Raw genomic sequence first — 25,520 nt, 5'->3', positions numbered from 1 at the left:
GACTCGAGGGAGCAGCCGAGGAACGAGGCAGCGACCGAAGCCGAGTGCGCTGGCACGATGGTGGAGCGTCGAGCACGCCGGTGGCGTCGGAACACTCAGGCGAGGAAGCCGCGCAGCAGGGCCTCGGAGCCTGCGATGTGCTCGCTCATCGCCTCGGCGGCGGCATCCGGGTTGCCGCGCAAGATGGCACGCACGATCGCCTCGTGCTGCTCGTTCGAGTGCGCGATGTTGGGGGCGAGCAGGGGGATGTCGTCGAGCAGCTCATTCACCCGCATGCGGACATCGGCCACGAGGGGAACCAGGCTGGGGGAGCCGACCAGTTCCGCGATCAGAAGGTGCAGGCGGGAGTCGTGCCTGCGGTAGTCACCCGGCGCGGCGCTCCGGCAATCTTCCAGCGCCTGCCAGAGCCGCTCCCTGTCCACGCCGCTGAGCTCACACATGGCGGCCTGTCTGGCCGCGCCGAGCTCGAGGATGCTGCGGATCACGATCGTGTCTTCGATCTCGGTAACCGGCACCTCTCGGCGCTCCCGCAACTCGCCGTTCGCGTCCACCGTCGGCGTGCCGCGCGGCACGGGGTCGACGACGAAGGTGCCGCCGTAGCGACCGCGCCGCGAGAGCACATAACCGGCCTCCGTCAGGGCGGCGATCGCCTCGCGCAAGGTGTCACGGCTCACCGAGAGCATCGCGGCGAGTTCCCGCTCGGCCGGCAGCTTCTCTCCCGGAGCGATGAGCCCGAGCCGGATCGTCTGCAGCAGCCGCTGCACCGTCTCCTCGAAGGCGTTGGCCGTCTTCCCGGGTCGCAGCAGCAGCTCGGCGCTCAGGAGGCCGTGCTGTGCTGTGTCCGGTGAATCGACCATCATTCCAGCTTAGGCTCGGTTGCCAATGGCGAGGTGCTCAGTGGTGGTGCTCAGACCGGTGTGACGTAGGCCGAGCTGATGCCGCCGTCGACGAGGAACGTCGATCCGGTGATGAAGGAGGAGTCGTCGCTGGCGAGGAACGCGACGGCCGCCGCGAGCTCCTCGGGTTCGGCGAAACGGCCGACCGGAATGTGCACGAGGCGGCGCTGAGCACGCTCCTGATCCTTGGCGAAGAGTTCCTGCAACAGCGGGGTGTTGACCGGGCCGGGGCAGAGGGCGTTGACGCGGATGCCCTGGCGGGCGAACTGCACCCCGAGCTCCCGGCTCATCGCGAGCACACCGCCCTTGGACGCGGTGTAGGAGATCTGCGACGTCGCCGAGCCCATCACGGCCACGAACGACGCCGTGTTGATGATCGAGCCCTTGCCCTGCTTCACCATGTGGCGGAGCGCTGCGCGGGAGCAGAGATAGACCGACTTGAGGTTGACGTCCTGCACCTTCTCCCACGCCGGCAGCTCCGTCGTCTCGATGGAGTCGTCATCGGGCGGCGAGATGCCGGCGTTGTTGAAGGCGATGTCGACGGAACCGTAGGTGGCCGCCGCCGTGTCGAAGAGGTTGTTGACCTGCTCCTCGTCCGTGACGTTGACCTTCACGTACAGGCCGCCGACGAGTTCGGCCGCCGCAGCGCCCGTCGTCTCGTCCATGTCGCCGATGACGACGCGCGCGCCCTCCGCGGCGAAGCGTTTCGCGGTGGCGAGGCCGATTCCGCTGGCGCCGCCGGTGATGACGGCGACCTTGCCGGCCAGGCGCTGGGTCAGGTCGATGGGGGTGATCGTGGGGGAAACTGCTGCGCTCATGGTGCTCTCTTTCATGCTCTGCTCGTTCATGCTCTGCTCTTTCAAGCTCTGTTCGTGTGTCAGTCGACGGCGAGGAAGACGTTCTTGGTTTCGGTGAATGCCAGCGGGGCGTCCGGGCCGAGTTCGCGGCCGAGCCCGGACTGCTTGAATCCGCCGAACGGGGTGCTGTACCGCACGGAGGAGTGCGAGTTGACAGACAGATTGCCCGAGTCGACGCTGCGCGCGACCCGGATGGCGCGGCCGAGGTCGCGGGTCCAGATGGAGCCAGAGAGGCCGTAGTCGCTGTCATTGGCCAGCTGGAGGGCATCGGCTTCGTCCTCGAAGGGGAGCACGGTGACGACCGGGCCGAAGATCTCCTCGCGGGCGCAGCGGTCCCCGCGCTCCGGCGTCAGCACGGTCGGCGCGAACCAATAGCCGGCGCCGCTCGGCGCGCTGCCGCGGAAGGCGATCGGTGCGTCATCCGGAACGAAGGAACTCACCGAATCGAGGTGGGCACGGGAGACGAGCGGACCCATCTCCGTGCTCTCCAGCGCTGGATCGCCGACCACGACGCCCTGCACGGCCGGCTCGAGCAGCTCCATGAACCGGTCGTAGACGCTTCGCTGCACGAGGATCCGGCTGCGGGCACAGCAATCCTGGCCGGCGTTCTCGAAGACACCGTACGGCGCCGTCGCCGCGGCCTTCTCGAGATCGGAATCGGCGAAGACGATATTGGCGCTCTTGCCGCCGAGTTCGAGAGTGACGCGCTTGACCTGATCTGCGCAGCCGGCCATGATCCGCTTGCCGACCGCGGTCGAGCCGGTGAAGACGATCTTGCGCACCGTCGGATTCGTCACGAAGCGTTCGCCGACGACGGAGCCACGGCCGGGCAGCACCTGGAACAGTCCTTCTGGCAGCCCGGATTCCAGGGCGAGTTCCGCCAGGCGGATGCTGGTGAGCGGCGTCCACTCCGCCGGCTTCAGCACGACGGCGTTGCCGGCGGCCAGCGCCGGTGCGAAACCCCACGCGGCGATTGTCATCGGAAAGTTCCACGGCGTGATCACGCCGACGACGCCCAGCGGCTCGTTGAAGGTGACGTCGAGGCCTCCGGCGACCGGAATCTGCTTGCCGAAGAGTCGCTCAGGCGATGCGGAATAGTAGTCGAGCACGTCGCGGACATGTCCGGCCTCCCAGCGCGCCTGCGCGATGGGGTGGCCGGAATTGCGCATCTCGGTCTGTGCGAGGTTCTCGATGTCGGCGTCGACGGCAGCGGCGAAGCGGCGGAGCGCACGGGCCTTGTCCGCCGGTGCGACTGGCGCCCAGGCACGCTGCGCGAGCGCCGCGCGGGCGATGGCGGCATCCGTCGCCTCGAGGTCCAGGTGCTCGACGCTCTGCACGATGCTCTCGTCGGCAGGATTGATGATCGTGTAGCTCATTGCTGCTCCTTCTGGCTCGCGTACTTCCCCGCGGCGACCACGAGGCCGGCGAAGAGTCGTCGGTCCGCCGCGTTCTCCTCCGGATGCCACTGCACGGCGACTCCGAATGGAACACTCGGCAGTTCGACCGCCTCGATCACGCCGTCGTCGGTCCGCGCGCTCACGATGAGTCCATCGGCCACCCGATCGAGCGCCTGGTGGTGGTAGACGTGCACGTCGAGCTCGTCGCCGAGGAGAGCGGAGAGGGCGGTGCCCGCCGCGACGCTCACGGATTCGCTGCCGAACTCCGCCGGTGCCGGCTGGTACTTCTCGCTGCCGACGACGTCGGGCAGGTGCTGGTGCAGGGTGCCGCCGAGTGCGACGTTGAGCATCTGGGCGCCCCGGCAGATGCCGAGGAACGGCAGCTCGGCGTCGATGGCCGCAGTCAGCAGTGCGTCCTCCCACGCGTCACGGTCGGTGCGCGGCGCTCCGGTCTTGGCGTGTGGCTGCTGACCGTAGCGGGCGGGATCCACATCGGCGCCGCCGGAGACGATGAGGCCGTCGAGCGAATCGAGCAGTCGCCGTGCCGTCGCAGGGCTCACGGGCTGCGGCGGCAGAAGCACGGCGATGCCGCCGGCATCCGTCACCGCGTCGATGTAGACCTTGGGCAGGAATGACGCCCGCACGTCCCACACGCCGGTCTGCGCCTGCTCCAGGTAGGTGGTGATGCCGATCACCGGGGCGGCGGCGAGTCTCTCAGAGTCGCTCGAAGCCACGGATGCGCTCCCAGTCGGTGACGGCCGCGTCGTAGGCGGAGAGCTCGACGGCCGCGTTGTTCAGGTAGTGATCGACCACCTCGTCGCCGAACGCCGCGCGGGCGATCGCCGACTCGGAGAACAGGGCGGCGGCCTCGCGCAGACTGCTCGGCACGCGCTCTGCGTCGCCGTCGTACGCGTTGCCGACGAAGACGTCCTCGAGCTCGAGCTCGTTCTCGATCCCGTGCAGGCCGGCGGCGATGAGGGCGGCGACGGCCAGGTACTGGTTGACGTCGCCACCGGGAACGCGGTTCTCCACGCGCATGCCGTGGCCGCGGCCGACCACACGCAGCGAGCAGGTGCGGTTGTCGAGGCCCCACGCGACGGCCGTCGGGGCGAAGCTGCCGTCAACGAAGCGCTTGTACGAGTTGATGTTCGGGGCGAAGAACAGCGTGAGTTCGCGCATGGCGGCGAGCTGGCCAGCCATGAAGTGGCGGAACATCTTCGACATGCCGTGCTCATCGCTCGCGTCGGCGAACACGGCGGAGCCGTCCTCGCCGCGCAACGAGATGTGGATGTGGCAGCTGTTGCCCTCGCGCTCGTTGAACTTCGCCATGAAGGTGAGGCTCTTGCCGTGCGCGTCCGCGATCTCCTTCGCACCGTTCTTGTAGATCGAGTGGTTGTCGCAGGTGGCCAGGGCGTGGGCGTAGCGGAAGGCGATCTCCTGCTGACCGAGATTGCACTCGCCCTTCACGCCCTCCGAGTACATGCCGGCGGCGTCCATGGAGTTGCGGATGTCGCGCAGCAGCGGCTCCATCCTGGTCGAGGCGAGCAGCGCGTAGTCGATGTTGTAATCGGATGCCGGGGTCAGTTCGCGGTAGCCCTTGGCCCAGGCCTGGCGGTAGCTGTCGTCGAAGACAATGAACTCCAGTTCCGTGCCGACGAAGGGCACGAGCCCCCGTTCGCTGAGGCGCTCGAGCTGGGCCTTGAGGATCTGGCGGGGCGATGCGACGACGGGGCTGTGGTCGAGCCACTGCAGATCGGCGGTGACCATGGCGGTCGCCGGCAGCCACGGCACCATGCGCAGGGTGTCGAAGTCGGGGATCATCGCCATGTCGCCGTAGCCGCGCTCCCAGCCGGACATGGCGTAGCCGTCGACCGTGTTCATCTCGACGTCGACCGCGAGGAGGTAGTTGCAGCACTCGACGCCGTGCTCCGCGGCATCCTCGACGAACAGCCGGGCGGAGACCCGCTTGCCGACCAGGCGCCCCTGCATATCGGTGAAGGCCACGATGACCGTGTCGATCTCGCCGACCCTGACCAGAGCGGTGAGCTCCTCGAGCGACAGGTTTCCGGAGCGGGGGGTCATACGCATCTCCTCAGTGAGCACACACAGAACCAAGAATGGTTTGCTTTGCGACCATTACATCACAGGAACGTTCAGCGCGGCAGGTCAAATTTGAGACCAGCTCGCAGAAATCGTCGAAATACTTTCTTCTAAAGGTATGTACGTCGAACCATTGCAGGCCCTATAGTCATGCCAGCAAGTCACCTGCCCAGCCGCCGGCCCCGTTTGTGCGGGGTCGCACCCAGAGCGCGAAGGAATGTGAATGTCCAAAGACACCTTGAATGTGTCGGGAGTCACCTATACGACTGCCGAAGCCGGCTACTTTGAGAAGCGCAAGCTCAGGCGCTCCGCCGGCGTCTGGGGACTCTGGGGACTCGCCGTCGCCGCCGTGATCTCCGGCGACTTCTCCGGCTGGAACTTCGGCATCGACTTCGCCGGCTTCGGCGGAATGCTCATCGCCTTCGCCGTGCTCGTGGTCATGTACTACGGCCTGATCTTCTCCATCGGGGAGATGTCCTCCGCCATGCCGCACACGGGAGGCGCATACTCCTTCTCCCGCGCGGCGATGGGGCCGTGGGGCGGTTTCGTCACCGGCCTGGCCGAGACGATCGAGTACGTCGCGACGACGGCCGTCATCGTGTACTTCTCGGCCGCGTACGCCGACAGCATCACCTCGGAGCTGCTCGGCTTCTCGATGCCGGCGTGGGTGTGGTGGATCGTTCTCTACGTCGCGTTCATCCTGCTGAACTCCGCCGGTGCTGCGATCTCCTTCCGTTTCGCGATCGTCGTCTCGATCATCTCGATCGGCATCCTGCTGGTGTTCTCGGTGATGGCGATGACCTCCGGCCTGTTCAGCTGGGACAAGCTCTTCGACATCGTCCCGGATGCCGGACAGAGCTCCTTCCTGCCGCACGGCGTGCTGCCGATCCTGTTCGCGCTGCCCTTCGCCATGTGGTTCTTCCTCGGCATCGAGGAACTGCCACTCGCCGCCGAAGAGGCGCACAACCCGGTGCGCGACATCCCGCGTGCCGGCCTCTGGGCGCGCGGAACGCTCATCGTGACCGGGCTCCTGGTGCTGTTCCTCAACACGGGAATCCTCGGCGCCGAGGCAACGGGTGTTGCTGGCGAGCCACTGCTCGACGGGTTCAGGGCCATCGTCGGTGACGGTGTCGCCGCAGTGCTCGCACTCTTCGCACTCGTCGGACTGCTGGCATCCCTGCAGGGAATCATGTTCGCCTACGGACGCAACATGTACTCGCTCTCGCGTGCCGGCTACTACCCGAAGTTCCTCTCGCTCACCGGCAAGCGCCAGACGCCATGGGTCGCGCTGCTCGCCGGCGGCATCATCGGCTTCGTCGCGCTCGTCATCGTGGACTCCGCCGGCGGATCGGCCGGCGTAGCCGGCGCGATCGTGCTGAACATCGCCGTCTGGGGTGCCGTGCTGGCGTACCTGCTGCAGATGACGGCCTTCGTGATCCTGCGCAAGAAGTTCCCGAACGCCAAGCGGCCCTACATCAGCCCGTGGGGTGTCCCAGGCGCGATCATCGCGGCCATCATCGCGGCGCTGATCTTCGTCGGCTTCCTGCTGAACCCGACCTTCGGGCCGGCGATCGTCGCGATCGTCGTCGTCTACGCCGTCATGCTGATCGGCTTCGCGGTGTGGGGGCGCAAGCGCCTCGTGCTCTCACCGGAAGAGGAGTACGCCGTCTCCGGCGGGCTGCACGGCGACCCGGAGGCCGAGGGCTACGGCGGAGCGGTTGAGGAGGAGCTGCTCGCCGGCGACGGAGTCGACGGAGCCGGTCTCGACGCAGCCGGACGTGACGAGGTCGCGGAACCTCGCCCCTAGCTGGCAGTCACGACGGATCGGTGGGGTCTTCGCTACGGCGGAGGCCCCACCGGCCATTCCGGGGGATATCCCCATAGTTCGCTGAACGGAAGCTCCGTAACGTTATTGATGTGCTCGAAACGGGCACACACACACACACCGCTTACGAAGGAGACCACTCATGTCCGCCACCATCCCCGTTGTTCCGTCGGCTCCCGCCGAGCCAGCGCCCACCGCGCCGGCAGCCGAAGGCACGAACAGCGGCCAGCCATTCGCGGCTCCCGCTCCGGCAGCCGCGCCAGCATCGGCGGCTGAGAAGCAGTGGATGAGCATCTCGAGCCTCGTGCTCGGTGTCGTCTCGATCGTCGCCGGCTGGACCTTCTTCCTGCCCGTCGCCGGCCTCGTCTTCGGCATCCTCGCGCTCAAGCGGGAACCGAGCAGCCGCACCATGGCGATCTGGGGCGTCGTGCTGAACGGCGCGCTCCTCGCGGGCTCTGTGCTCATCGGCCTGGGCGCCCTGCTCTTCGGTATCGTGATGCTTCCGTTCGCGTTCCTGCCCTTCGGCAGCTTCTGACGCCGCGGCGGCACCGCCGCCGAATATTTCGACCGCCGTGTGGCGCAACATGCACAGTGTTGCGCCATACGGCGTTTCTGCGCCGTTTTCTGCGGCCGGTGCCCGGAATCGTGCACGGCTCTCGCGATAGGCTTGAGGGGTAACTGAGAGCCGCAGGCTCGCACCACCTCGAGGCAATGGAGCCGTTCGTGTCGATTAGCACGCCCAGCAGCACGTCAACAACGTTCGCGGAGGGTGCCACTGGCATCGCTCGCGCGGCAACACAGGAAGAGCCACTCATGCAGGCAAGCCCCGGATTCCGCCTGGAGAGCGACTCGCTCGGAACCGTCGAGGTTCCCGAAGACGCGTACTGGGGTGTGCACACGAAGCGCGCACTCGACAACTTCCCCATCGCCAAGCGACCGATCTCGGTCTACCCCGACCTCGTGCGTGCGCTCGCCCAGGTCAAGCAGGCCTGCGCCCGTGCCAACGTCGAGGTCGGCGCGCTCACCGCGGAGAAGGGCCGCTGGATCGACGCGGCCTGCACGCGGATCATCCAGGGTGCCCGCCACGAGGAGTTCGTCGTCGGTGTCATTCAGGGCGGGGCCGGAACCTCGACCAACATGAACGCCAACGAGGTCATCACCAACCTCGCGCTCGAGCTCGCCGGCTACGAGAAGGGGCGCTACGACATCCTGCACCCCATCGATGACGTCAACCGCAGCCAGTCGACCAACGACACCTACCCGACCGCCATCAAGGTCGGCCTCGCCTTCTCGCTGCGCCACCTGCTGGCCGAGCTCCGCCTGCTGCAGGACTCGTTCGCGAAGAAGGGCGTCGAGTTCCACAACATCCTGAAGGTCGGCCGCACCCAGCTGCAGGATGCCGTGCCGATGACACTCGGCCAGGAGTTCCACGGCTACGCGACGACGCTGGGCGAGGACTACGACCGACTCACCGAGACGCTCTGGCTGCTGGCCGAGGTCAACCTGGGCGCGACGGCCATCGGAACCGGCATCACGGCCGACCCGGGCTACGCCGCCGCCGCCGTGCGCCACCTCAGCGAGATCACCGGGCTCAAGATCGAGAGCGCCCCCGACCTGATCGAGTCGACGAGCGACGCCGGCGCCTTCATGTCCTTCAGCGGATCGCTCAAGCGCAGCGCGATCAAACTCTCCAAGATCTGCAACGACCTGCGCCTGCTCTCCTCCGGCCCGCAGGCCGGATTCGGTGAGATCAACCTGCCGCCCATGCAGGCCGGCTCGAGCATCATGCCTGGCAAGGTCAACCCCGTCATCCCAGAGGCCGTCTCTCAGGTCGCCTACGCGATCGCCGGCAACGACGTCACGGTCACCATGGCCGCGGAGGCCGGGCAGCTGCAGCTGAACGCCTTCGAGCCTGTCATCGCGCACTCGCTGTTCCAGGGCCTGGCGTGGATGACGCAGGCATGCTGGACGCTGCGCGTGAACTGCGTCGACGGCATCACCGCCAACGAGGACCGCCTCGAGGCGATGGTCGCCTCCAGCGTCGGTGTGATCACCGCGCTCATCCCGTTCATCGGATACACCGAGGCAGCGAAGATCGCCAAGGTCGCGCTCAGCACCGGCCACCCCGTCGCCGACCTCGTCGTCGCGGCCGGCCTGATGACCCGCGATGAGGTGACGGAACAGCTGCAGCCGAGCAAGCTCTCCGGCATGGACGCCGCTGCCACCGTCGCGGTGACCGATCTGCAGGGCGAGCCCTCCGAGTAACTCAGAGCGAGAAAGGCTCGGCCCGCGGGACAACCCGCGGGCCGAGCCTTTCCGCTGTCGGCCGCCCCCGCTGAGTGATCAGTCCGCTGATTGAGTAGCGAGGAACGAGCGTGTCGAGATCTCGCGGGCAGGGGCATTCGCGGGGCCTTGGTCTCGATACGGCCGTGGACGGCCTACTCGACCAGCGGGGTTCCCGCAGCCCCGCTGATTGAGCTGCTCCCCGCTGATTGAGCTACTTCCCGCTGATTGAGCTGCTCCCCGCTGATTGAGCCTGTCGAAATCAGATGACGCGGCAGTGCGTGGTCAGGTAACCGATGCCGCCGATCGAGACGGTGACGGTTGATCCGTCGCGGAGGAAGACCGGAGGGGTACGGGAGTAGCCTGCTCCGCCCGGGCTGCCCGTCGAGATGAGTGTTCCGGCCGGGATCGTCGCCGATCGCGAGAGGTAGGCGATGATCTCGGCGACCGTGCGCACCATCTCGCCGCTCGAGGCGTCCTGCAGGACGCGGCCATCGACGTTGGTCGTCAGCCAGAGGTCCTGCGGGTCCGGCACCTCGTCGGCCGTCACGACGACGGGCCCGGTCGGGGTGAAGCCGTCAAAGGACTTGCACCGGGACCACTGCGCCTCGCTGAACTGCAGATCGCGCGCTGTGATGTCGTTGACGACGGTGTAGCCCCAGACGTAGTCGAGCGCGTCACGCACCGAGACATTGTGGGCCGGCTTGCCGATGATGACGCCGAGCTCCGCCTCGTAGTCGACCTGCTGGGTGATGTCGCCCGGCCAGGTCGTCGTGGCCTCGTGAGCGGTGAGCGAATTCGGCCACAGCGAGAAGACGGTCATGGCGCTTTCGCTGCGTAGTTTGAGCTCGCTCGCGTGTGCGGCATAGTTGGCGCCGACCGCGAGGATGTGCGGGGGACGGAGCACTGCCGATGCGTGCCGGAGCTCGTCGGTCGGCGTGAGCGAGACGCGCTGCGCGACGGCCTGGTCGACGACGGCTCGAACATGGGCCAGGCCCGGCGCTCCGCGCTCGATCAGCTCCTGCAGATCGACGGGGGCCTCGTCCATCACCTCGTCGAGGAAGAGCGCTCCGCCGCCGATGGTGACCGCGAGACGCGGGGTGGACTGGCCTTCGACTCTGAGATGCGCAAACTTCACTTCTCTACGCTATCGGCCATCGCCCAATTTATCTTGTATCTATTCACCAGCAGATCTCGGAATACATTGCCTGATACACACAGATATCCCGCGCAGGAGATGCCGAAGCGTCGGGGCCGACGCGAATGGCGGCCCCGACGCTTCGCATGACCGCACCAGCAGCGGTGACGGTTCTGCAGGCTTCCATGGAAGGCGCTGCCGCCTTTCGCGACGCTGCGCGTCGTGCTACGCGATCGGGCGGAGGCGGAGGCCCTGCATGCCGCCGTCGACGGCGATCGAGGTGCCGGTGGTCGATCCGGCGAGCGGGCTCGCGAGGTAGGCGACGGCCGCGGCGACCTCGTCGGCCGAGACGAGGCGGCCGTGCGGCTGACGCGCCTCGAGCGCTGCACGTTCCGCTGCCGGGTCGGCTGCGGTGCCGAGCAGGCGCTGCACCCAGGGGGTGTCTGCGGTGCCGGGGTTCACCGTGTTGACGCGGATGCCCTCGCGCAGGTGGTCGGCGGCCATGGCCTGGCTGAGCGAGAGCACGGCGCCCTTGGTTGCGCTGTAGAGGGCGCGCTCCGGCAGGCCGGCGGTCGCGGCGATGGAGCAGGTGTTGACGATCGCGGCAGCCGGCGACCGGCGCAGCCAGGGCAGCGCGGCCCGGGAGACACGCACGAGCCCGAGCACGTTGATGTCGTAGACGCGGTGCCACTCCTCGTCGCCGTTGGCCTCGATCGTGCCCTGCGCTCCGATGCCGGCGTTGTTGATGACGATGTCGATGCGACCGAAGCGTTCGGCAACGGCGGCGACGCCGGCGCGCACGCTGGTGTCGTCGGAGACGTCGACGGGCACGGCGAAGTGCGCCTTGTCCGCGGCATCCGGGTTGAGGTCGAAGACGGCGACCCGGGCGCCCTGGCCGGCGAGGCGTGTCGCGATGGCCGCGCCGATGCCGGAGGCTCCGCCGGTGACGATGGCGACGAGGCCGGCGAGCTCAGGCTGGGTGGTGGTCTCAGATGTCATGTCGGTGATTCCTCTCGGTGCGGGCGGTCAGGCCTGCACGAATTCCTGTCGCTGGCGGCCGAGTCCCTCGATCTCAACCTCGACGACGTCGCCGGCGCCGAGGTAGGGGAAGCGGCCGGAGAGCGCGACGCCCTCCGGGGTTCCCGTGAGCACGAGGTCGCCGGGCTCGAGGGTGAGGAACTGGCTGAGGTGCCAGACGATGTAGTCGACGTTGAAGATGAGGTCGGCGGTTGAGGAATCCTGGCGCGGCTCGCCGTTGACCCAGCTGCGCAGGCGCAGATTGGCGTAGTCGACCTCGTCGGGCGTGACGACGACGGGGCCGGTGGGGTTGAAGCCGGGGGAGCACTTGCCCTTGCTCCACTGGCCGCCGGACACCGCGAGCTGGAACTCGCGCTCTGACAGGTCGTTGGCGACGACGAAGCCGGCGATGTGCCTGATGCTGTCCTCCGGCGAGTCGAGGTAGCTCGCGCGGGCGCCGATCACGATGCCGAGCTCGACCTCCCAGTCGGTCTTGGTGCTGCCGCGGGGAATGGAGACGGTGTCGAAGGGGCCCGCGACGGTGTTCGGCGTCTTGAGGAACATGACGAGGTTCTCCGGCGGCGCCGAGCCGGACTCGGCGGCGTGCGCGGCGTAGTTCATGCCGACGCAGATGACCGCGCTGGGGCGGGCGATCGCCGCACCGACACGGATGCCGTCGGCCTCGAACACGGGAAGCTCACCGGCGGCCACGGCGGCGGCGGCGCGGGCCGGGCCGTCGGACTCAAAGAATTCGCCGTCGATATCACGCGTGATGCCGCTGAGGTCGTAGTTGACCTCGCCGTCGACAAGGACGGGCGTCTCACGACCGACGGCTCCCAGGCGGGCAAATCTCATTGAACTACTTCCAATCATCAGAACTCTTGCGCGCACTCGCGACGCTGCTGTCCCCATTGTTTCCGAAAGGCGCTCGATTGACAAGCTAAAGATCGGATGTTTATAGTCACTTGACCCCAAGGGAAGGTTTCCATGAGCATCATCACCAGTGTCGACACCAGCGACGTCCGTTTTCCGACGTCACTCCAGCTGGATGGCTCCGATGCCATGAACCCGGACCCCGACTACTCGGCGGCCTACCTCGTCATCCGCACGGATGCCGAAGACGGCCTCGAAGGGCACGGATTCGTCTTCACGATCGGCCGTGGCAACGATGTCGAGGTCGCCGCGATCGACACGCTCGCCGGGCACCTCCTCGGACGCAACGTCGAGGAGCTCCTCGGCGACATGGGTGCGACCTCTCGTCTCTTCATGCACGACTCCCAGCTGCGCTGGCTCGGCCCGGAGAAGGGCGTCATGCACATGGCCATCGGTGCCGTGATCAATGCACTCTGGGATCTCCGCGCCAAGCGCGAGGGCAAGCCGCTGTGGCAGCTCCTCGCGTCGCTCAGTCCAGAAGAGATCGTCTCGCTCGTCGACTTCCGCTACCTCAGCGACGCACTGACGCCGGAGGAGGCGCTGGAGATCCTCCGGGCGGCCGAGCCGGGCCGCGCCGAGCGCGAGGCGCGGCTGCTCGCCGAGGGCTACCCGGGCTACACGACCAGCCCCGGCTGGCTCGGCTACTCCGACGAGAAGCTCGCGCGGCTCTGCCGCGAGGCGATCGCCGACGGCTTCACCCAGATCAAACTGAAGGTCGGCGCCGACCTCGACGACGACATCCGCCGCCTGCGGATCGCCCGCGAGACCTGCGGAGAGGGCTTCCCCATCGCGATCGACGCGAACCAGCGCTGGGATGTCGCCGACGCCATCGCCTGGGTCAAGGCGCTCGAGCGCTTCGACATCACCTGGGTCGAAGAGCCCACCAGCCCCGACGACGTGCTCGGCCACGCGGCGATCGCCCGCGGCATCGCGCCGATCCCGGTCGCCACCGGAGAGCACGCCCAGAACCGCATCATCTTCAAGCAGCTGCTGCAGGCGGATGCCATCGGCTTCATGCAGATCGACGCGGCGCGCGTCGGCGGCGTGAACGAGAACATCGCGAACCTGCTGCTCGCCGCCAAGTTCGGCGTTCCCGTCTGCCCGCACGCCGGCGGCGTCGGCCTCTGCGAGGCCGTGCAGCACCTCAGCATGTTCGACTTCATCGCCGTCTCCGGCAGCAAGGACGGCCGGGTGATCGAGTTCGTCGACCACCTGCACGAGCACTTCGTGACCCCCGTCGTGATCGACAACGGCAACTACCGTGCCCCGCTGGCCCCCGGCGCCGGCGCCGAGATGCACGCGTCCTCGATCACCGAGTTCAGTTGGACCGGCTCGCACAGCGGCCGTAAGGTCAGCGCGTGAGCGAACTCGCCTTCGGCCCGCTCGGATTCGGTGCGGCCTCCATCGGCAACCTCTACCGGAGCGTGGATGACGCCACGGCGCGGGCGACGTTGGACGCGGCGTGGGATGGCGGCATCCGCTACTTCGACACCGCCCCGCACTACGGTCTCGGGCTCTCGGAGCGCCGGCTCGGCGCGTTCCTCCGCGAGAAGCCGCGCGATGAGTTCATCGTCTCGACCAAGGTGGGGCGTCTGCTCGTTCCGAACCCCGACTTCTCCGGCGGGACCGACCACGAGCACGCCTTCGCGGTGCCCAACGATCTGATGCGGGTCTACGACCCGAGCGAGGCCGGCGTGCGCCGCAGCCTTGAGGACTCCCTCGAGCGCATGGGGCTGGACCACATCGACATCCTGTACCTGCACGACCCGGACGGCTACGACCTCGAGCGGGGGCTCTCCGAGGGGCTGCCCGCGCTCGCCCACCTCCGCGAGGAGGGTCTCGTGCGCGCGATCGGCATCGGCGTGAACGATGCGGCCGTCGCCACCCGCGCCGTGCTCGAGGCAGACATCGACCTCGTCATGATCGCCGGTCGTTACACGCTGCTCGAGCAGCCCGCCGCCGAGGAACTGCTGCCCGCGTGCCTCGAGAACGGCGTCCGCGTCGTCGACGCCGCCGTGTTCAACTCTGGCCTGCTCGCCACAAACACGCCGGCAGCCGACGCCAGCTACAACTACACAGCTGTGCCCGCCGAGGTTCTCGAGCGCGCCAGGAGGCTCGCCGCCGTGTGCGCCGAGTTCGGCGTCGAGCTGCCTGCCGCCGCGCTGCAGTTCCCCGCACGGCACCCGGCCGTCGCGACGGTCGTCGTCGGCACCTCGCGTGCCGAGGCGGTTCGCGAGAACCTGCTCCGGGCGTCCGCGCCCATTCCGGAGGAGCTCTGGGCCGCCCTCGAGGCGGCCTGAGCGCGGCCTGAGTAACCTGGGCCTGAATCACCGACGCCGTAGTCGTCCGGCTCCGGCAAGCCGGGCGCCGTCTTAGCCGGCGGTGGCTGGAAGGCGGTAGAACGACTGCGCGCTCGCGCCCTCGATTGCGGCGCGCTCGGCGGCCGACGCGCCGGTGGCCTCGTGCACGCGTCTGAGCCAGGCCTCGAGCGTTCCACCCGACCCGAGCAGTGCGCTCACCGGCCAGTCGCTGCCGATCATGGCCCGGTCGGCGCCGAAGCTCTCGACGGCGTGCCGGATGAATGCGCCGGCGTTGCGGTCGAGCGCCGCGGCATCGCGCGTCTCAGCGGTGAGGCCGGAGAGCTTGACCGTGACGGAGTCCAGCGCGGCGAGATGTCCGATGGCCTCAGCCCACGCCCGGCCGGCGCCACTGTCGATGCCCTCATCGATCGGCGGCTTGCCGAGGTGGTCGAGCACGACCCTGAGCTGCGGCAGGCCGCGCAGCAGCGTGACGAGCCGGGGCAGTTGATCGTGCCGCACACAGGCGTCGAAACTCAACCCGCGTGCCGCAAGCAGGCCGAGCCCGTTCCGCAGGGCCGGGCTGTCGAAGACGGCATCCGGTTCGCCCTGCAGCAGGTGACGGATGCCGACGACGCCCGGAATCTCGACGAGCGCGTCGAGATGGCGTGGCAGGCCGGCCTCGTCGTGCAGATTCGCCGCTGCCACGATGCCCAGGAGCTCCGGCCACTCCGCGCCGCTGACCCAGCGGGCCTCATCCAGCGAACTCTCCGCAGCGCAATCGGCCTGGACGAAGACCATCCCGCTGACGCGTCCGCCCGCGCGGTCGACGTCGCCGGGCAGCATCGGTGCGTTCAGCGCGGGCAGTCCGGCCAGCCACGGGTAATCGAATCGCTGCGTGTCCCAGACATGAACGTGTGAGTCGATGACCCCCATCAGGCGCCTGATTTCTGGGCGCTGTTCTTCTGGGCACTGTTCTTCTGTGCACTGTTCTTCTGGGCGCTGAGCGCCCAGACCTGCTCGAGCGGGCTGAATCCCTCCTCGCCGTCCGCGCCGCGGAACAGCTCGACGTAACGACCGATGTCGCCTTGCCAGCGCTCATTCGCCGGGTCCGCGTCGAGGGCCGCGAGGGCGGCGTCGAAGTCGTCGCAGTCGACCAGGTGGAACAGTCGGTGGCCGGAACGCCAGATCGTCCAATCGTGGATGCCGAAGCGATCGAAGCTCGCCACGAGTTCCTCTGGAATGGTGAGGTGCGCGGCGCGGTAGCCGTCGACGGCCCCGGCCCGGATCTCAGAGTGCAGTGCGACGATCATGTGTTCTGGGCTCCATTCGTCCGATGTATTCAGACAAGGATGCCAGAAGAACCCGCAATGTGACCATCGACACCGTCAGGCATCAGATGTATCCGGGGCTCAGAGGGCCTCGCGCAGCCAGTGCTCGATCCCGCTGATGTGCACGACGGTGAGCGCGCTGGCGAGTTTGGCATCGCCCTGGGCGAGCGCCGTGACGATCGCCGCATGTTCGTGCAGGGTTCGCTCGACGGCGTTCTCCTGCGTGATGCCGCGCCAGATGCGGGCGCGCACGGTGTGGCTGGAGAGCGAATCGATCAGGCTGGAGAGGTAGCTGTTGCCTGCCGCGGCCACGATCCGCCGGTGAAACTCCAGATCGTGTTCGACGAGGCCCTCCACCGAGGTGGAGCCGTCGACGTCGGCGATGAGCGCTGTGAGCTCGGCGATCGTGTCCTCGTCGATCGAGTCCGCGGCCAGCGCGGTCGCGGCCGGCTCGAGGATCCGCCGCACGGCGAAGATCTCCAGAATGGACGTGTCGCCGTGCAGATCGACGACGAATGACATGGCCTCGAGCAGCAGAGCCGGCTCCAGGCTGGTGACGTAGGTGCCATCGCCGCGCCGCACGTCGAGCACCCGGATCACCTCGAGTGCCTTGACCGCCTCGCGCAGCGAGCTGCGGGAGAGGCCGAGCTCCTCGCTGAGTTCCTTCTCCGGCGGCAGGCGATCGCCGGGGTGGAGTGCGCCGGAGACGATCATGTCCTTGATCTTGAGAATCGCTTCGTCGGTCACAGCCATGGGGCCATACTAGCGGCGGCCCTCGGCCCGGGCGGCTCCACTCGCTCAGCCCGCGAGCGCCCTCCACAGGTGCATGCCGGCGTAGCTGCGCCACGGCGCCCACGCCGCGCCGTGAGCGGCAAGCGCCCTCGCGTCGCCCGGGAGTCCCAGCCTGCCAGCGCCCTGCCGAATCGCGAGATCGCTCGTCAGCAGCACATCGGGGCTGCCGAGCACGCGCATCGCGACGTAGCCGGCGGTCCACGGGCCGATCCCGGGCAGCGCGGTGAGTCGAGCGGTGAGCTCCTCCGTGCTCTCGCCGACGTCGAGGTGCAGTTCTCCGGATGCCAGCGCCTCCGCCACCCGCATGATCGTGTCGATGCGGGCCGCCGGGCCGCGCAGCACGGCACGCCCGCCTACCGCGATCTGCTCGGCCGTCGGGAACAGCAGCCAGCCGCCCCGCGGCTCGGGCAGCCGGTCGCCGAGGGCGGCCGCCAGGCGGCCGAGCGTCGTGCGGGCCGCGGCGACAGAGATCTGCTGCCCGATGAGTGCCCGGAACAGCGTCTCCTCCGGGCTCATGCTGCCTGGCACCCGGATTCCGGGAACGGCTGCGACGGCGGGGGCGAGCGCTGGGTCGGCGGCGAGCGCGGAGTCGATCGCATCGGCATCCGCGTCGAGGTCGAGCAGGCGGCGCACGCGCGTGACGAGCGGTGCCAGATCGCTGAGCTCGTCGAGGGTCGCGTCGCAGGCGATCACGGGGGCGGCGGCGGTGCCATCCATGCGCAGGCTGATCGTCGCGACGCCGGCCGGCAGCCGCACGGCACGGCGGTAGACGCCGTCGGTGAAGCTCTCGACCCCGGCGACGGCGCGCACGCCCAGGAAGCCGAGCACGCCAGCACCGTCGAACGGTGCGCGGGCCGGCAGCCGCAGCGAGACGGCCGTGCCCTGTTCGGCCGCGGCGAGCGGGGTGACAGCGTGCCGCGCCCGCCGTGCTGCACCGCGCTGCCGCAGCGCAGACGGCGTCTGCTGGTACACCGCCGCGACCGTCTCGTTGAACTGGCGCACGCTGCCGAATCCGGCGGCGAAGGCGATGTCGCTGATGGGCAGCTCGGTGTTCACGAGCAACTCGCGGGCCGTCTGTGCGCGTTGCGCTCTGGCGAGCGCCAGCGGGCCGGCGCCGAGTTCGGCCTGCAACACCCGGGTCAGGTGTCTGGGCGTGTAGCCGAGGCGGGCGGAGAGACCGGGAACGCCCGTGCGCTCCACCTCGCCGTCCACGATGAGTCGCATCGCCCTGGCCGCGAGGTCGTCGCGCACATTCCACTCCGGCGAGCCCGGCACGGCGTCCGGCAGGCACCGTTTGCAGGCACGCAGCCCGGCCTCGTGTGCGGCGGCGGCGGTCAGGTAGAACGAGACGTTGCCCGGCTTCGGCGTCGTGGCCGGGCAGCTCGGCCGGCAGTAGATGCCGGTCGAGTGCACGCCGGTGATGAACTGGCCGTCAAAGCGGGCATCGCGCGAGCTCATGGCGCGGTAGCGCTCCGTGAAGAGCGCGGTGGCTGCGTCGTCCGTTCGTTGCGTCATGCACCAAGACTGACATGCGCGCGCACCGCTCGGTAGCGGAAAACAGACATCAGCGTGCCGGCTGCTCAACCACCTCGAAGCGCACGCTGCCGCTGGCGATGTCGGCGGCGAGCAGCAGCACGCTCACCCGGGAACCGGGCGATGGATGCCGAGGCGCATGGCACTCCGCCGTCACCGCAGGCGAGGCGAGCTGTACCCGCGCGGATTCGCCGCGCAGCGAGAGCACAGTGGCCTCGAAGCGTCGACCGACGTCGTCGCTGAGCAGCGCGGCCTCGACACGGTTGACCGACGCGGCGTCGAGCTCGGACGCGCGTCTGGCGCTCGCCGCCATGATGGAGGGGAGTTCCGTGAGACCGTGCCTGGCCCACTCCGGAACGGCGTCGCCGGCGCAGAGTGCCGCGCAGATGACGAGGCTCCAACGGTCGACGAGCCGCCGGAGCGGTGCCGTCGTGTGCGCGTAGGGCGCCGCGATCGCCGACTGAATGGTGTCGCGCGGGGCCGGCAGTCCTGCCGCCGTGTCGAACGCCACGTAGCCCGCCCCGCGGAACAAGCTGGTGGCGGCCTGCAGCACGGCCAGAGCCGCGGGGTTCTGTCGATCGAGGGCGCGCAGGTACTCGCCATACGGTTGGGTTTCCGGCCACGGCAGGCCGAGTGCGATCGTCTGCCGACGGAAGCTCGCGAACTCGTCCTCGCTCGGCGTCGGCATCGTGCGCAGGATCCCGACGCCGCCGGCGATCATGATGCCGGCGGCCGCCATTCCGGTCATCAGCGAGAGCTGGGCGTTCCAGTCCTCGACGGGCAGCGGTTCGCGGCGCCGCAACGTGTAGCCGTCAGGGCCGAGCACGATCTCCTCGTCCGGGGAGTTGAGGCTGGCGCCGCCCCGGCGCCGCTCCAACTCGATCCGCGCCAGTCCGACGGGCTTCAGCAGGGCGAGCGGCCCGCTCGCTGTGCCGTCGTCGATCGAGCGCTGTGCTTCGGCGTAGCTCAGCCGGGCACGAGAACGGATCCGCGCTCTCTGCACGGTCGCGCTCCGCACGGCCGCGTCCGCGGCGAGCGTGAAATCCCAGACGTACGCGCTGCGCAGCGCATCCGGCAGCAGCGAGCCCGCCCCATCGCCGATGGCGGGCGGATGCAGCGGAATGCGGCCGTCTGCTGCGTAGAGCGTCTGACCGCGCACTCGCGCCTCCCGGTCGACCGCGCCGCCGGGGGAGACGAGCGCGGGAACGTCGGCGATCGCGTAGCGAACCCGGAAGCCGCCGGCCGGCCCCTGCAGCGCCTCGATGTGCATCGCCTGGTCCAGATCCGTCGCGGTCGGCGGGTCGATCGTCACGAACTCGACGTCGGTGAGGTCGTGCTGCGGAAGCTCGAGGTGCGCCGCCGCCCGGACGGCCTCTGCCACGGCATCCTCAGGGAAATCGCCGGGAAGCTCGAGCGAGATGCGCAGCTCGGCGAGCGTCGCGGCCAGCTCCGTCTGCGCCGCTGAAGCGGTGACGTGCGGGCGGCGGGTCGGCATGCGCTCAGCCTAGAGGCGCGCCGGTAAAGTAGGGAGGGTGATTACACGCCTGTCGAACTACTTCCTCCGAACGTTGCGCGAAGACCCCTCCGATGCCGAGGTCACCAGCCACCGCCTGCTCGTGCGGGCCGGCTACATTCGCCGTCAAGCCCCAGGAGTGTTCGCGTGGCTGCCGCTCGGCCTGCGCGTCAAGGAGAAGATCGAGCGCATCGTGCGCGACGAGATGCACAACGCCGGAGCGCACGAGGTGCACTTCCCCGCGCTGCTGCCGCGTGAGCCGTACGAGATCACCGGCCGCTGGGAGGAGTACGGCGACGGCCTGTTCCGCCTGAAGGACCGTAAGGGCGCCGACTACCTGCTCGCCCCCACCCATGAAGAGGTCTTCACGCTGCTCGTGAAGGATCTCTACAACTCCTACAAAGACCTGCCGCTCTCGATCTACCAGATCCAGGACAAGTACCGTGACGAGGCACGCCCCCGTGCCGGCCTGCTGCGCGGCCGCGAGTTCACCATGAAGGACGCGTACTCCTTCGACTACACGGATGCCGGCCTCGACGCCAGCTACCAGGCCCAGCGTGACGCCTACGAGCGCATCTTCACGCGCCTCGGCCTCGAGTACGTCATCGTCAAGGCGGATGCCGGGGCGATGGGTGGCTCCAAGAGCGAGGAGTTCCTGCACCCGACCCCGATCGGTGAGGACACCTTCGTGCGCTCGGCCGGCGGCTACGCGGCCAACGTCGAGGCGTTCACGACCGTGGTTCCCGAGGCGATCCCCTTCGACGGCTTCGCTCCGGCCGAGGTGCTGCCGACGCCCGACACGGCCACCATCCAGACCCTCGTCGACGCGGCCAACCTGAACCACCCGCGCCCGGACGGCCGGACGTGGACGGCCGCCGACACGCTGAAGAACGTCGTGCTGGCCCTCCGCTACCCGGACGGACGCCGCGAGCTCGTCGTCGTCGGCCTGCCGGGCAACCGCGAGGTCGATCAGAAGCGCGCGGAGGCCGCGTTCTCCCCGGCCGAGGTCGAGCCGGCCAACGAGGACGACTTCAAGGCCCACCCCGGCCTGGTCAAGGGCTACATCGGCCCGTGGTCCGCAGCCGGCCCCGTGCTCGGCGCCGCCGTTCAGGAGGGAACGGAGGAGACGCTGAGCAGCACCGGCATCCGCTACCTGCTCGACCCCCGCGTCGTCTCCGGAACCGAGTGGATCACCGGAGCGAACGAGCACGGCCACCACGTCTTCGGCCTCGTCACCGGGCGTGACTTCACGGCCGACGGCACCGTCGAGGCCGCCGAGGTTCTCGCCGGCGATCCCGCACCCGACGGCTCCGGCCCGGTGGAGCTGGCCCGTGGAATGGAGATCGGCCACGTCTTCCAGCTCGGACGCAAGTACGCCGAGGCGCTCGGCCTCAAGGTGCTCGACGAGAACGGCAAGCTCGTCACCGTGACGATGGGCTCGTACGGCATCGGCGTCACCCGCATCCTCGCGATCATCGCCGAGCTCAACAACGACGCGAACGGTCTGATCTGGCCGCCGTCCGTCGCGCCGTTCGACGTGCACGTCGTGGCGACCGGCCGCGACGCGGCCGTGTTCGAGGCGGCGGAAACCGTTGCCGCCGCTCTCGAAGCCGCGGGCAAGGACGTGCTCTTCGACGACCGCCCCAAGGTCTCGCCCGGCGTCAAGTTCGGTGACGCGGAGCTCATCGGCGTGCCGACGATCGTGATCGCCGGCCGCGGTGTCGCGGAGGGCCTCGTCGAGATATGGGACCGCCGCACGGGAGTGCGCACCCCCGTCGCCATCAGCGAGGTCGCGGAGGCACTCGCCTAGCGAGCGCGCACGGCCTCAGCCACGGGCGGCCAGGGAACTCGGTGTTCCCTGGCCGCCGTGTTCCCTGGCCGCTTTCGCGTCTGCGGTGCGAGCCTCCGCCTCCAGCACGATGCGGTTCGCCATGCCGTTGAAGATCACGCCGTGGAACGGCACGAGCACGTACCAGTAGAGCCGTCCGGCCAGCCCGTGCGGAAAGTAGATCGCGCGCTGCCGGTACACGCGATGAGTCCCGGCATCCCTGGTCTCCAATTCGAGCCACGCCCGCCCCGGCACCCGCATCTCCGCGCGCAAGCGCAGGCGTGCGCCCCGCTCGATGTCCTCCACGCGCCAGACGTCGAGGGCGTCACCCGTGTGCAGCGTGGCGGTGTGCCTGCGCCCCCGGCTGAGGCCCACACCACCGACCAGCTTGTCGAGCCAGCCGCGCACCGCCCACGCCAGCGGGAGCGAGTACCAGCCGTTCTCCCCGCCGATGCCCTCGGTCACGGCCCAGAGATCGCTGAGCTCCGCCCGAGTCGAGCGCGTCCTCTCATCGACGAAGACCGTGTGCCCGGCCCAGTCCGGATCGCTCGGGAGCGCATCGGCGGGTGCGTCTCGCAGGCTCGCGCCGTGCCAGGACGTCTCGACCGCTCCATCCTTCATCCTGGCCAGGGCGAGGCGCACCGCCGCACGGTACCCGGTCAGGCCGCCATCGGGGGGCGGGATCACCGCGTCGATGTCGTGTTCGCGCACAACGCAGTCGTACTGCAGCGACTCGATGATCGGCACGGCGAGCCTGCGGGGGATCGGCGTCACCAGGTTGACCCACTGTGAGGCGAGCCACGGTGTCAACACGGGCAGCGGTGCGATCGGCCGCTGCGGCAGCCCCGCCTCGAGCGCGTAGCCGTTCATCATCTGGCCGTAGCGCAGGATGTCGGGCCCGCCGATGTCGAAGGTCCTGTTGACGTCTCCGGCCGTGCTCACCGCGCCGAGCAGGTAGTGCAGCACGTCGCGCACCGCGATGGGCTGCACGCGATTGCGCACCCAGCGCGGGGCCGGCATGTACGGCAGGACCTCGGTGAGGTGTCTGATCATCTCGAACGATGCGGAACCCGAACCGATCACGATGCCGGCCTGCAGCGCGATCGTCGGCACCCCGGATCCGAGGAAGAGTTCACCGACCGCCGCCCGTGAGCGCAGGTGGCGGCTGAGTTCCTCCGCATCCGGATGGAGGCCACCCAGGTAGATGATGCGGCGAACACCGGAGGCGAGCGCCGCATCCGCGAGGTTTCGCGCCGTCTGCAGCTCGATCTCCTCGAAGGAGCCGCTGGCCGAGAGCGAGTGAACGAGGTAGACGACGACGTCGATGCCGTCACAGGCCGCCGCGACGGCCCCGCGATCCAGCAGATCACCCTCGACCACCTCGACACGATCGTGCCACGGCACGTCCCTCAGCTTGCTCGCCGAGCGGGCGAGCACCCGCACCCGGTGGCCGTCGTCGAGGAGTCTGGGCACCAGCCGGCCGCCGATGTACCCGGTCGCGCCCGTGACCAGCACGGTCCTGGGCTCGACGGTTCCGTTCTCGACGGTTCTGTGCTCGTTCATCGCAGCCTCCGCTCCGGGGTGTTTGAGCCCCACACAGCATGTTACGTTAATTACTAGCCAAGCTAGATAAAATTCCGCAGTGAACGATGGAGCCGCAATGCACAACACCGAAGAGACGTCACCGACCCACTACGACGCGATCCTGCTTGCGGGCTTCGGCGGGCCGGAGGGGCAGGATGACGTCATCCCGTTCCTCCGCAATGTGACGCGAGGGCGCGGCATCCCCGAGGAGCGGCTCGAGGAGGTCGCAACGCACTACCGGCACTTCGGCGGGGTCAGCCCGATCAACGATCACAACCGCCAGCTCAAGGCCGCGCTGGAGGCCGAACTCGAGCGCCGCGGCATCGATCTTCCCGTGCTCTGGGGCAACCGCAACTGGGCGCCGTACCTCGGCGAGGCGCTGGAGGAGGCTGAGAGCCGTGGCTTCCGCTCGCTCATCGCCATCGCGACCAGTGCCTACTCCTCGTACTCGAGCTGCCGGCAGTACCGTGAAGACCTCTGGGGGGCGCTGGAGTCCAGTGGAACGCACGGCACCATCACGATCGACAAGGTGCGGCAGTTCTTCGATCACCCCGGCTTCGTGACCCCGTTCATTGATGGCGTCGATGAGGCGATCACCGTTTGCGAGGCCGACTTCGGTGCGGCCGCCCTCAGTGATGACGTCGAGGTGCTGTTTGCCACGCATTCGATCCCCACCGCGGATGCCGAGCGCTCCGGCCCCAGGGACGTCGACTTCGGCCACGGTGGCGCATACGCCGCTCAACACAACGCCGTCGCCGAGGTCGTCATGCTCGCCGTCGAGCAGCGCAGGGCCGAACGTGCGAGCACGGCGGAGCCGCTCGCGCCGGTGCCGTGGCAGCTGGTGTACCAGTCCCGCTCCGGGGCGCCGAGCACACCGTGGCTGGAGCCGGACATCAACGACGCGATCGCCGAGCTGCCGGCCGCCGGCCGCCGCCGCGTCATCGTTGTGCCACTCGGCTTCGTCAGCGACCACATGGAGGTCATGTGGGATCTGGACAACGAGGCGCGTGAAACGGCCGAGCAGAGCGGTCTGAGCATGATCAGGGTTGCAACACCCGGCACCAACAGGGACTACGTCTCCGGGCTCGTCGACCTCGTGCTCGAACGCCGCGATGGCACGCCTGTCGCGGAGCGGCCGGCAATGACGGCGCTCGGCCCCTGGTTCGACGTGTGCAGGCCGGCCTGCTGCGAGAACGCGCGCCTCGGGTTCAAGCCGGCGCTCGCCGGCATCGCCCCCTGAGCGATTGTGCCGGATGTATGGGCGGTTGTGCCGGATGTGAGGCATGCAACTCGCCGCCAGCCGACTGGCCCTTAAAGGCGTGCGGGTGCTGCGGCCGTCGTTGCTCCGATCGGCATCTCATCCGTACCCTTGATCACCCAATGAACGACAGCGACGGCAAGAATGCCGATGACGGGAACCAGGATGGCCGTCCAGGCAGCGCCGAGCGGGGCAAAGCCGACCGAGAACGCGGAGATGTCCCAGATTCCGTGCAGCGCCATGGCCCAGATGAGAGAGCCCGTGACTCGCCGCACGATGTAGAAGCTCGTACCCGTCATCGCGGCGATCACCACTTGTCCGAGAGTGCCCGTGAGGGGAGCGCCGAGTGCGGCGTTGATCAAGTGCATGCCACCGAAGAGGATCGAGGTGAGCAGCCACACCCATACTTCGGGGAGGCGCGAGCGGAATGCTGTCAGCAGGAGGCCTCGTGACATCAGTTCTTCGCAGAACCCGACGGCGAGCCCGAGGGCGAGAAGGGACACGAGGAATGACGCGTCGAACTGTGACCAGTCGGTGTTGAACAGGTTCACGACGGCGAGAATGAGCATGAGCGCTGGGACGAAGATCGGCCACTTGTGGTGCGACCGCTTCCGCTCGAACAGTGCGGGCTTCCACCACCCCAGGAGCCACGTGGTGATGGCGAGCAGTACCGCGCCGACGGCGAGGTCGAGTACCGCTCCACGCCAGGTGAACTCGGCGGACGTCCCGATGTCGGTGTACGCCACCCCGCTGAGTTTTGAGAAGACGTAGATGACCAGGACGTAGCCGACGTAGATCGCCAGGCCGATCCAGAGACGAGGGGTGACGCGCATGCGCTGGTGCCTTTCAGTCGGCGGGCGTATTCGAGTTGTCACTCTGGCGGGCCGCAGCGGAGCCAGTGAAGCAAGGGCACGCTGTCGCATTGATCGACGGCGCCG

Annotated in this window: 22 protein-coding genes; 7 read left to right on the top strand and 15 right to left on the bottom strand. The window is 68.5% G+C overall.

The genetic code is table 11. The features are described from left to right. Positions 1 to 95: 95 nt before the first annotated feature. From ASC66_RS00685 to ASC66_RS00665, 5 genes are read right to left on the bottom strand one after another with little or no spacing between them, the layout of a single operon-like run. The gene (locus ASC66_RS00685; RefSeq protein WP_055836039.1) at positions 96 to 857 is read right to left on the bottom strand and encodes a FadR/GntR family transcriptional regulator; all 762 of its coding nucleotides are present in this window, start codon (positions 855 to 857) and stop codon (positions 96 to 98) included. A gap of 50 nt (positions 858 to 907) precedes the next feature. Beyond that, positions 908 to 1,714 carry a 3-oxoacyl-ACP reductase gene (locus ASC66_RS00680; RefSeq protein WP_200944663.1) on the bottom strand — a complete coding sequence of 269 codons (807 nt, stop codon included), beginning with the start codon at positions 1,712 to 1,714 and terminating at the stop codon, positions 908 to 910. Between the two features lie 59 nt (positions 1,715 to 1,773). Beyond that, on the bottom strand, positions 1,774 to 3,129 hold the full coding sequence (locus tag ASC66_RS00675; protein WP_055833332.1) for an aldehyde dehydrogenase family protein: 1,356 nt from the start codon (positions 3,127 to 3,129) through the stop codon (positions 1,774 to 1,776). Beyond that, the gene (locus tag ASC66_RS00670; RefSeq protein ID WP_055833328.1) at positions 3,126 to 3,884 is read right to left on the bottom strand and encodes a gamma-glutamyl-gamma-aminobutyrate hydrolase family protein; all 759 of its coding nucleotides are present in this window, start codon (positions 3,882 to 3,884) and stop codon (positions 3,126 to 3,128) included. The genes ASC66_RS00675 and ASC66_RS00670 overlap by 4 nt, the downstream gene beginning before the upstream one ends. Beyond that, positions 3,865 to 5,232, bottom strand: coding sequence for a glutamine synthetase family protein (locus tag ASC66_RS00665; protein ID WP_055833325.1), 1,368 nt, complete (start codon positions 5,230 to 5,232; stop codon positions 3,865 to 3,867). The genes ASC66_RS00670 and ASC66_RS00665 overlap by 20 nt, the downstream gene beginning before the upstream one ends. Before the next feature lie 241 nt (positions 5,233 to 5,473). Between ASC66_RS00665 and ASC66_RS00660 the strand changes: the two genes are divergently transcribed. The 3 genes from ASC66_RS00660 (at position 5,474) to ASC66_RS00650 (ending at position 9,340) form a co-directional block, all read left to right on the top strand. Then, positions 5,474 to 7,057, top strand: coding sequence for an amino acid permease (locus ASC66_RS00660; protein WP_055833322.1), 1,584 nt, complete (start codon positions 5,474 to 5,476; stop codon positions 7,055 to 7,057). Positions 7,058 to 7,217: 160 nt separating this feature from the next. Beyond that, the gene (locus ASC66_RS18380) at positions 7,218 to 7,610 is read left to right on the top strand and encodes a DUF4190 domain-containing protein (RefSeq protein WP_235496615.1); all 393 of its coding nucleotides are present in this window, start codon (positions 7,218 to 7,220) and stop codon (positions 7,608 to 7,610) included. A gap of 278 nt (positions 7,611 to 7,888) precedes the next feature. After that, a complete protein-coding gene (locus tag ASC66_RS00650; RefSeq protein ID WP_055836031.1) occupies positions 7,889 to 9,340 on the top strand; it encodes an aspartate ammonia-lyase in 1,452 nt (483 codons plus the stop codon). A gap of 280 nt (positions 9,341 to 9,620) precedes the next feature. Here the strand turns inward: ASC66_RS00650 and ASC66_RS00645 are convergent, their stop codons facing one another. The 3 genes from ASC66_RS00645 to ASC66_RS00635 all read right to left on the bottom strand — a co-directional run bounded on the left by ASC66_RS00645 (position 9,621) and on the right by ASC66_RS00635 (position 12,368). Then, positions 9,621 to 10,496 carry a fumarylacetoacetate hydrolase family protein gene (locus ASC66_RS00645; RefSeq protein ID WP_055833318.1) on the bottom strand — a complete coding sequence of 292 codons (876 nt, stop codon included), beginning with the start codon at positions 10,494 to 10,496 and terminating at the stop codon, positions 9,621 to 9,623. 225 nt (positions 10,497 to 10,721) lie between these two features. Further along, on the bottom strand, positions 10,722 to 11,495 hold the full coding sequence (locus ASC66_RS00640) for an SDR family NAD(P)-dependent oxidoreductase (protein ID WP_055833316.1): 774 nt from the start codon (positions 11,493 to 11,495) through the stop codon (positions 10,722 to 10,724). A 27-nt stretch (positions 11,496 to 11,522) separates the two neighbouring features. Beyond that, positions 11,523 to 12,368: a fumarylacetoacetate hydrolase family protein gene (locus tag ASC66_RS00635; RefSeq protein ID WP_055833313.1), complete on the bottom strand. Its 846-nt coding sequence runs from the start codon at positions 12,366 to 12,368 to the stop codon at positions 11,523 to 11,525. Between the two features lie 132 nt (positions 12,369 to 12,500). On the opposite strand from ASC66_RS00635, the gene ASC66_RS00630 reads away from it, so the two are divergent. Continuing rightward, positions 12,501 to 13,808, top strand: a complete 1,308-nt coding sequence (locus ASC66_RS00630; protein WP_055833310.1) for an L-fuconate dehydratase — start codon at positions 12,501 to 12,503, stop codon at positions 13,806 to 13,808. Next, a complete protein-coding gene (locus ASC66_RS00625) occupies positions 13,805 to 14,746 on the top strand; it encodes an aldo/keto reductase (protein ID WP_055833308.1) in 942 nt (313 codons plus the stop codon). The genes ASC66_RS00630 and ASC66_RS00625 overlap by 4 nt, the downstream gene beginning before the upstream one ends. 72 nt (positions 14,747 to 14,818) lie before the next feature. On the opposite strand, the gene ASC66_RS00620 is transcribed toward ASC66_RS00625, so the two are convergent. From ASC66_RS00620 to ASC66_RS00600, 5 genes are all read right to left on the bottom strand, one after another. Then, positions 14,819 to 15,679, bottom strand: coding sequence for an amidohydrolase family protein (locus ASC66_RS00620; RefSeq protein WP_055833306.1), 861 nt, complete (start codon positions 15,677 to 15,679; stop codon positions 14,819 to 14,821). After that, positions 15,679 to 16,056, bottom strand: a complete 378-nt coding sequence (locus tag ASC66_RS00615; RefSeq protein WP_055833302.1) for an L-rhamnose mutarotase — start codon at positions 16,054 to 16,056, stop codon at positions 15,679 to 15,681. Before ASC66_RS00615 ends, ASC66_RS00620 begins: the two co-directional genes overlap by 1 nt. A gap of 99 nt (positions 16,057 to 16,155) precedes the next feature. Further along, positions 16,156 to 16,827, bottom strand: coding sequence for a FadR/GntR family transcriptional regulator (locus ASC66_RS00610; protein WP_055833299.1), 672 nt, complete (start codon positions 16,825 to 16,827; stop codon positions 16,156 to 16,158). A 45-nt stretch (positions 16,828 to 16,872) separates the two neighbouring features. Next, positions 16,873 to 18,381: a DNA-3-methyladenine glycosylase 2 family protein gene (locus tag ASC66_RS00605; RefSeq protein ID WP_055833295.1), complete on the bottom strand. Its 1,509-nt coding sequence runs from the start codon at positions 18,379 to 18,381 to the stop codon at positions 16,873 to 16,875. Positions 18,382 to 18,430: 49 nt separating this feature from the next. After that, entirely contained in the window at positions 18,431 to 19,894 is a 1,464-nt protein-coding gene (locus tag ASC66_RS00600; protein WP_055833292.1) for an RNB domain-containing ribonuclease, read from the bottom strand. 37 nt (positions 19,895 to 19,931) lie between these two features. On the opposite strand from ASC66_RS00600, the gene ASC66_RS00595 reads away from it, so the two are divergent. After that, positions 19,932 to 21,722 (top strand): proline--tRNA ligase, encoded by a 1,791-nt coding sequence (locus ASC66_RS00595; protein WP_055833289.1) that lies wholly within the window; start codon positions 19,932 to 19,934, stop codon positions 21,720 to 21,722. A gap of 15 nt (positions 21,723 to 21,737) precedes the next feature. On the opposite strand, the gene ASC66_RS00590 is transcribed toward ASC66_RS00595, so the two are convergent. After that, positions 21,738 to 23,303, bottom strand: coding sequence for an SDR family oxidoreductase (locus ASC66_RS00590; RefSeq protein ID WP_055833287.1), 1,566 nt, complete (start codon positions 23,301 to 23,303; stop codon positions 21,738 to 21,740). Between the two features lie 97 nt (positions 23,304 to 23,400). Between ASC66_RS00590 and ASC66_RS00585 the strand changes: the two genes are divergently transcribed. Beyond that, positions 23,401 to 24,564 carry a ferrochelatase gene (locus tag ASC66_RS00585; protein WP_055833284.1) on the top strand — a complete coding sequence of 388 codons (1,164 nt, stop codon included), beginning with the start codon at positions 23,401 to 23,403 and terminating at the stop codon, positions 24,562 to 24,564. Positions 24,565 to 24,635: 71 nt separating this feature from the next. On the opposite strand, the gene ASC66_RS00580 is transcribed toward ASC66_RS00585, so the two are convergent. After that, complete coding sequence (locus ASC66_RS00580; RefSeq protein ID WP_055833281.1) at positions 24,636 to 25,415, bottom strand: CPBP family intramembrane glutamic endopeptidase; 780 nt, start codon at positions 25,413 to 25,415, stop codon at positions 24,636 to 24,638. Positions 25,416 to 25,520 lie beyond the last annotated feature (105 nt).

The sequence above is a fragment of the Leifsonia sp. Root4 genome, from assembly GCF_001425085.1.
Taxonomy (GTDB): domain Bacteria; phylum Actinomycetota; class Actinomycetes; order Actinomycetales; family Microbacteriaceae; genus Microterricola.
Note: the sequence above shows the minus strand (reverse complement) of the source record. Positions and strands in the feature narration are given on the sequence as shown.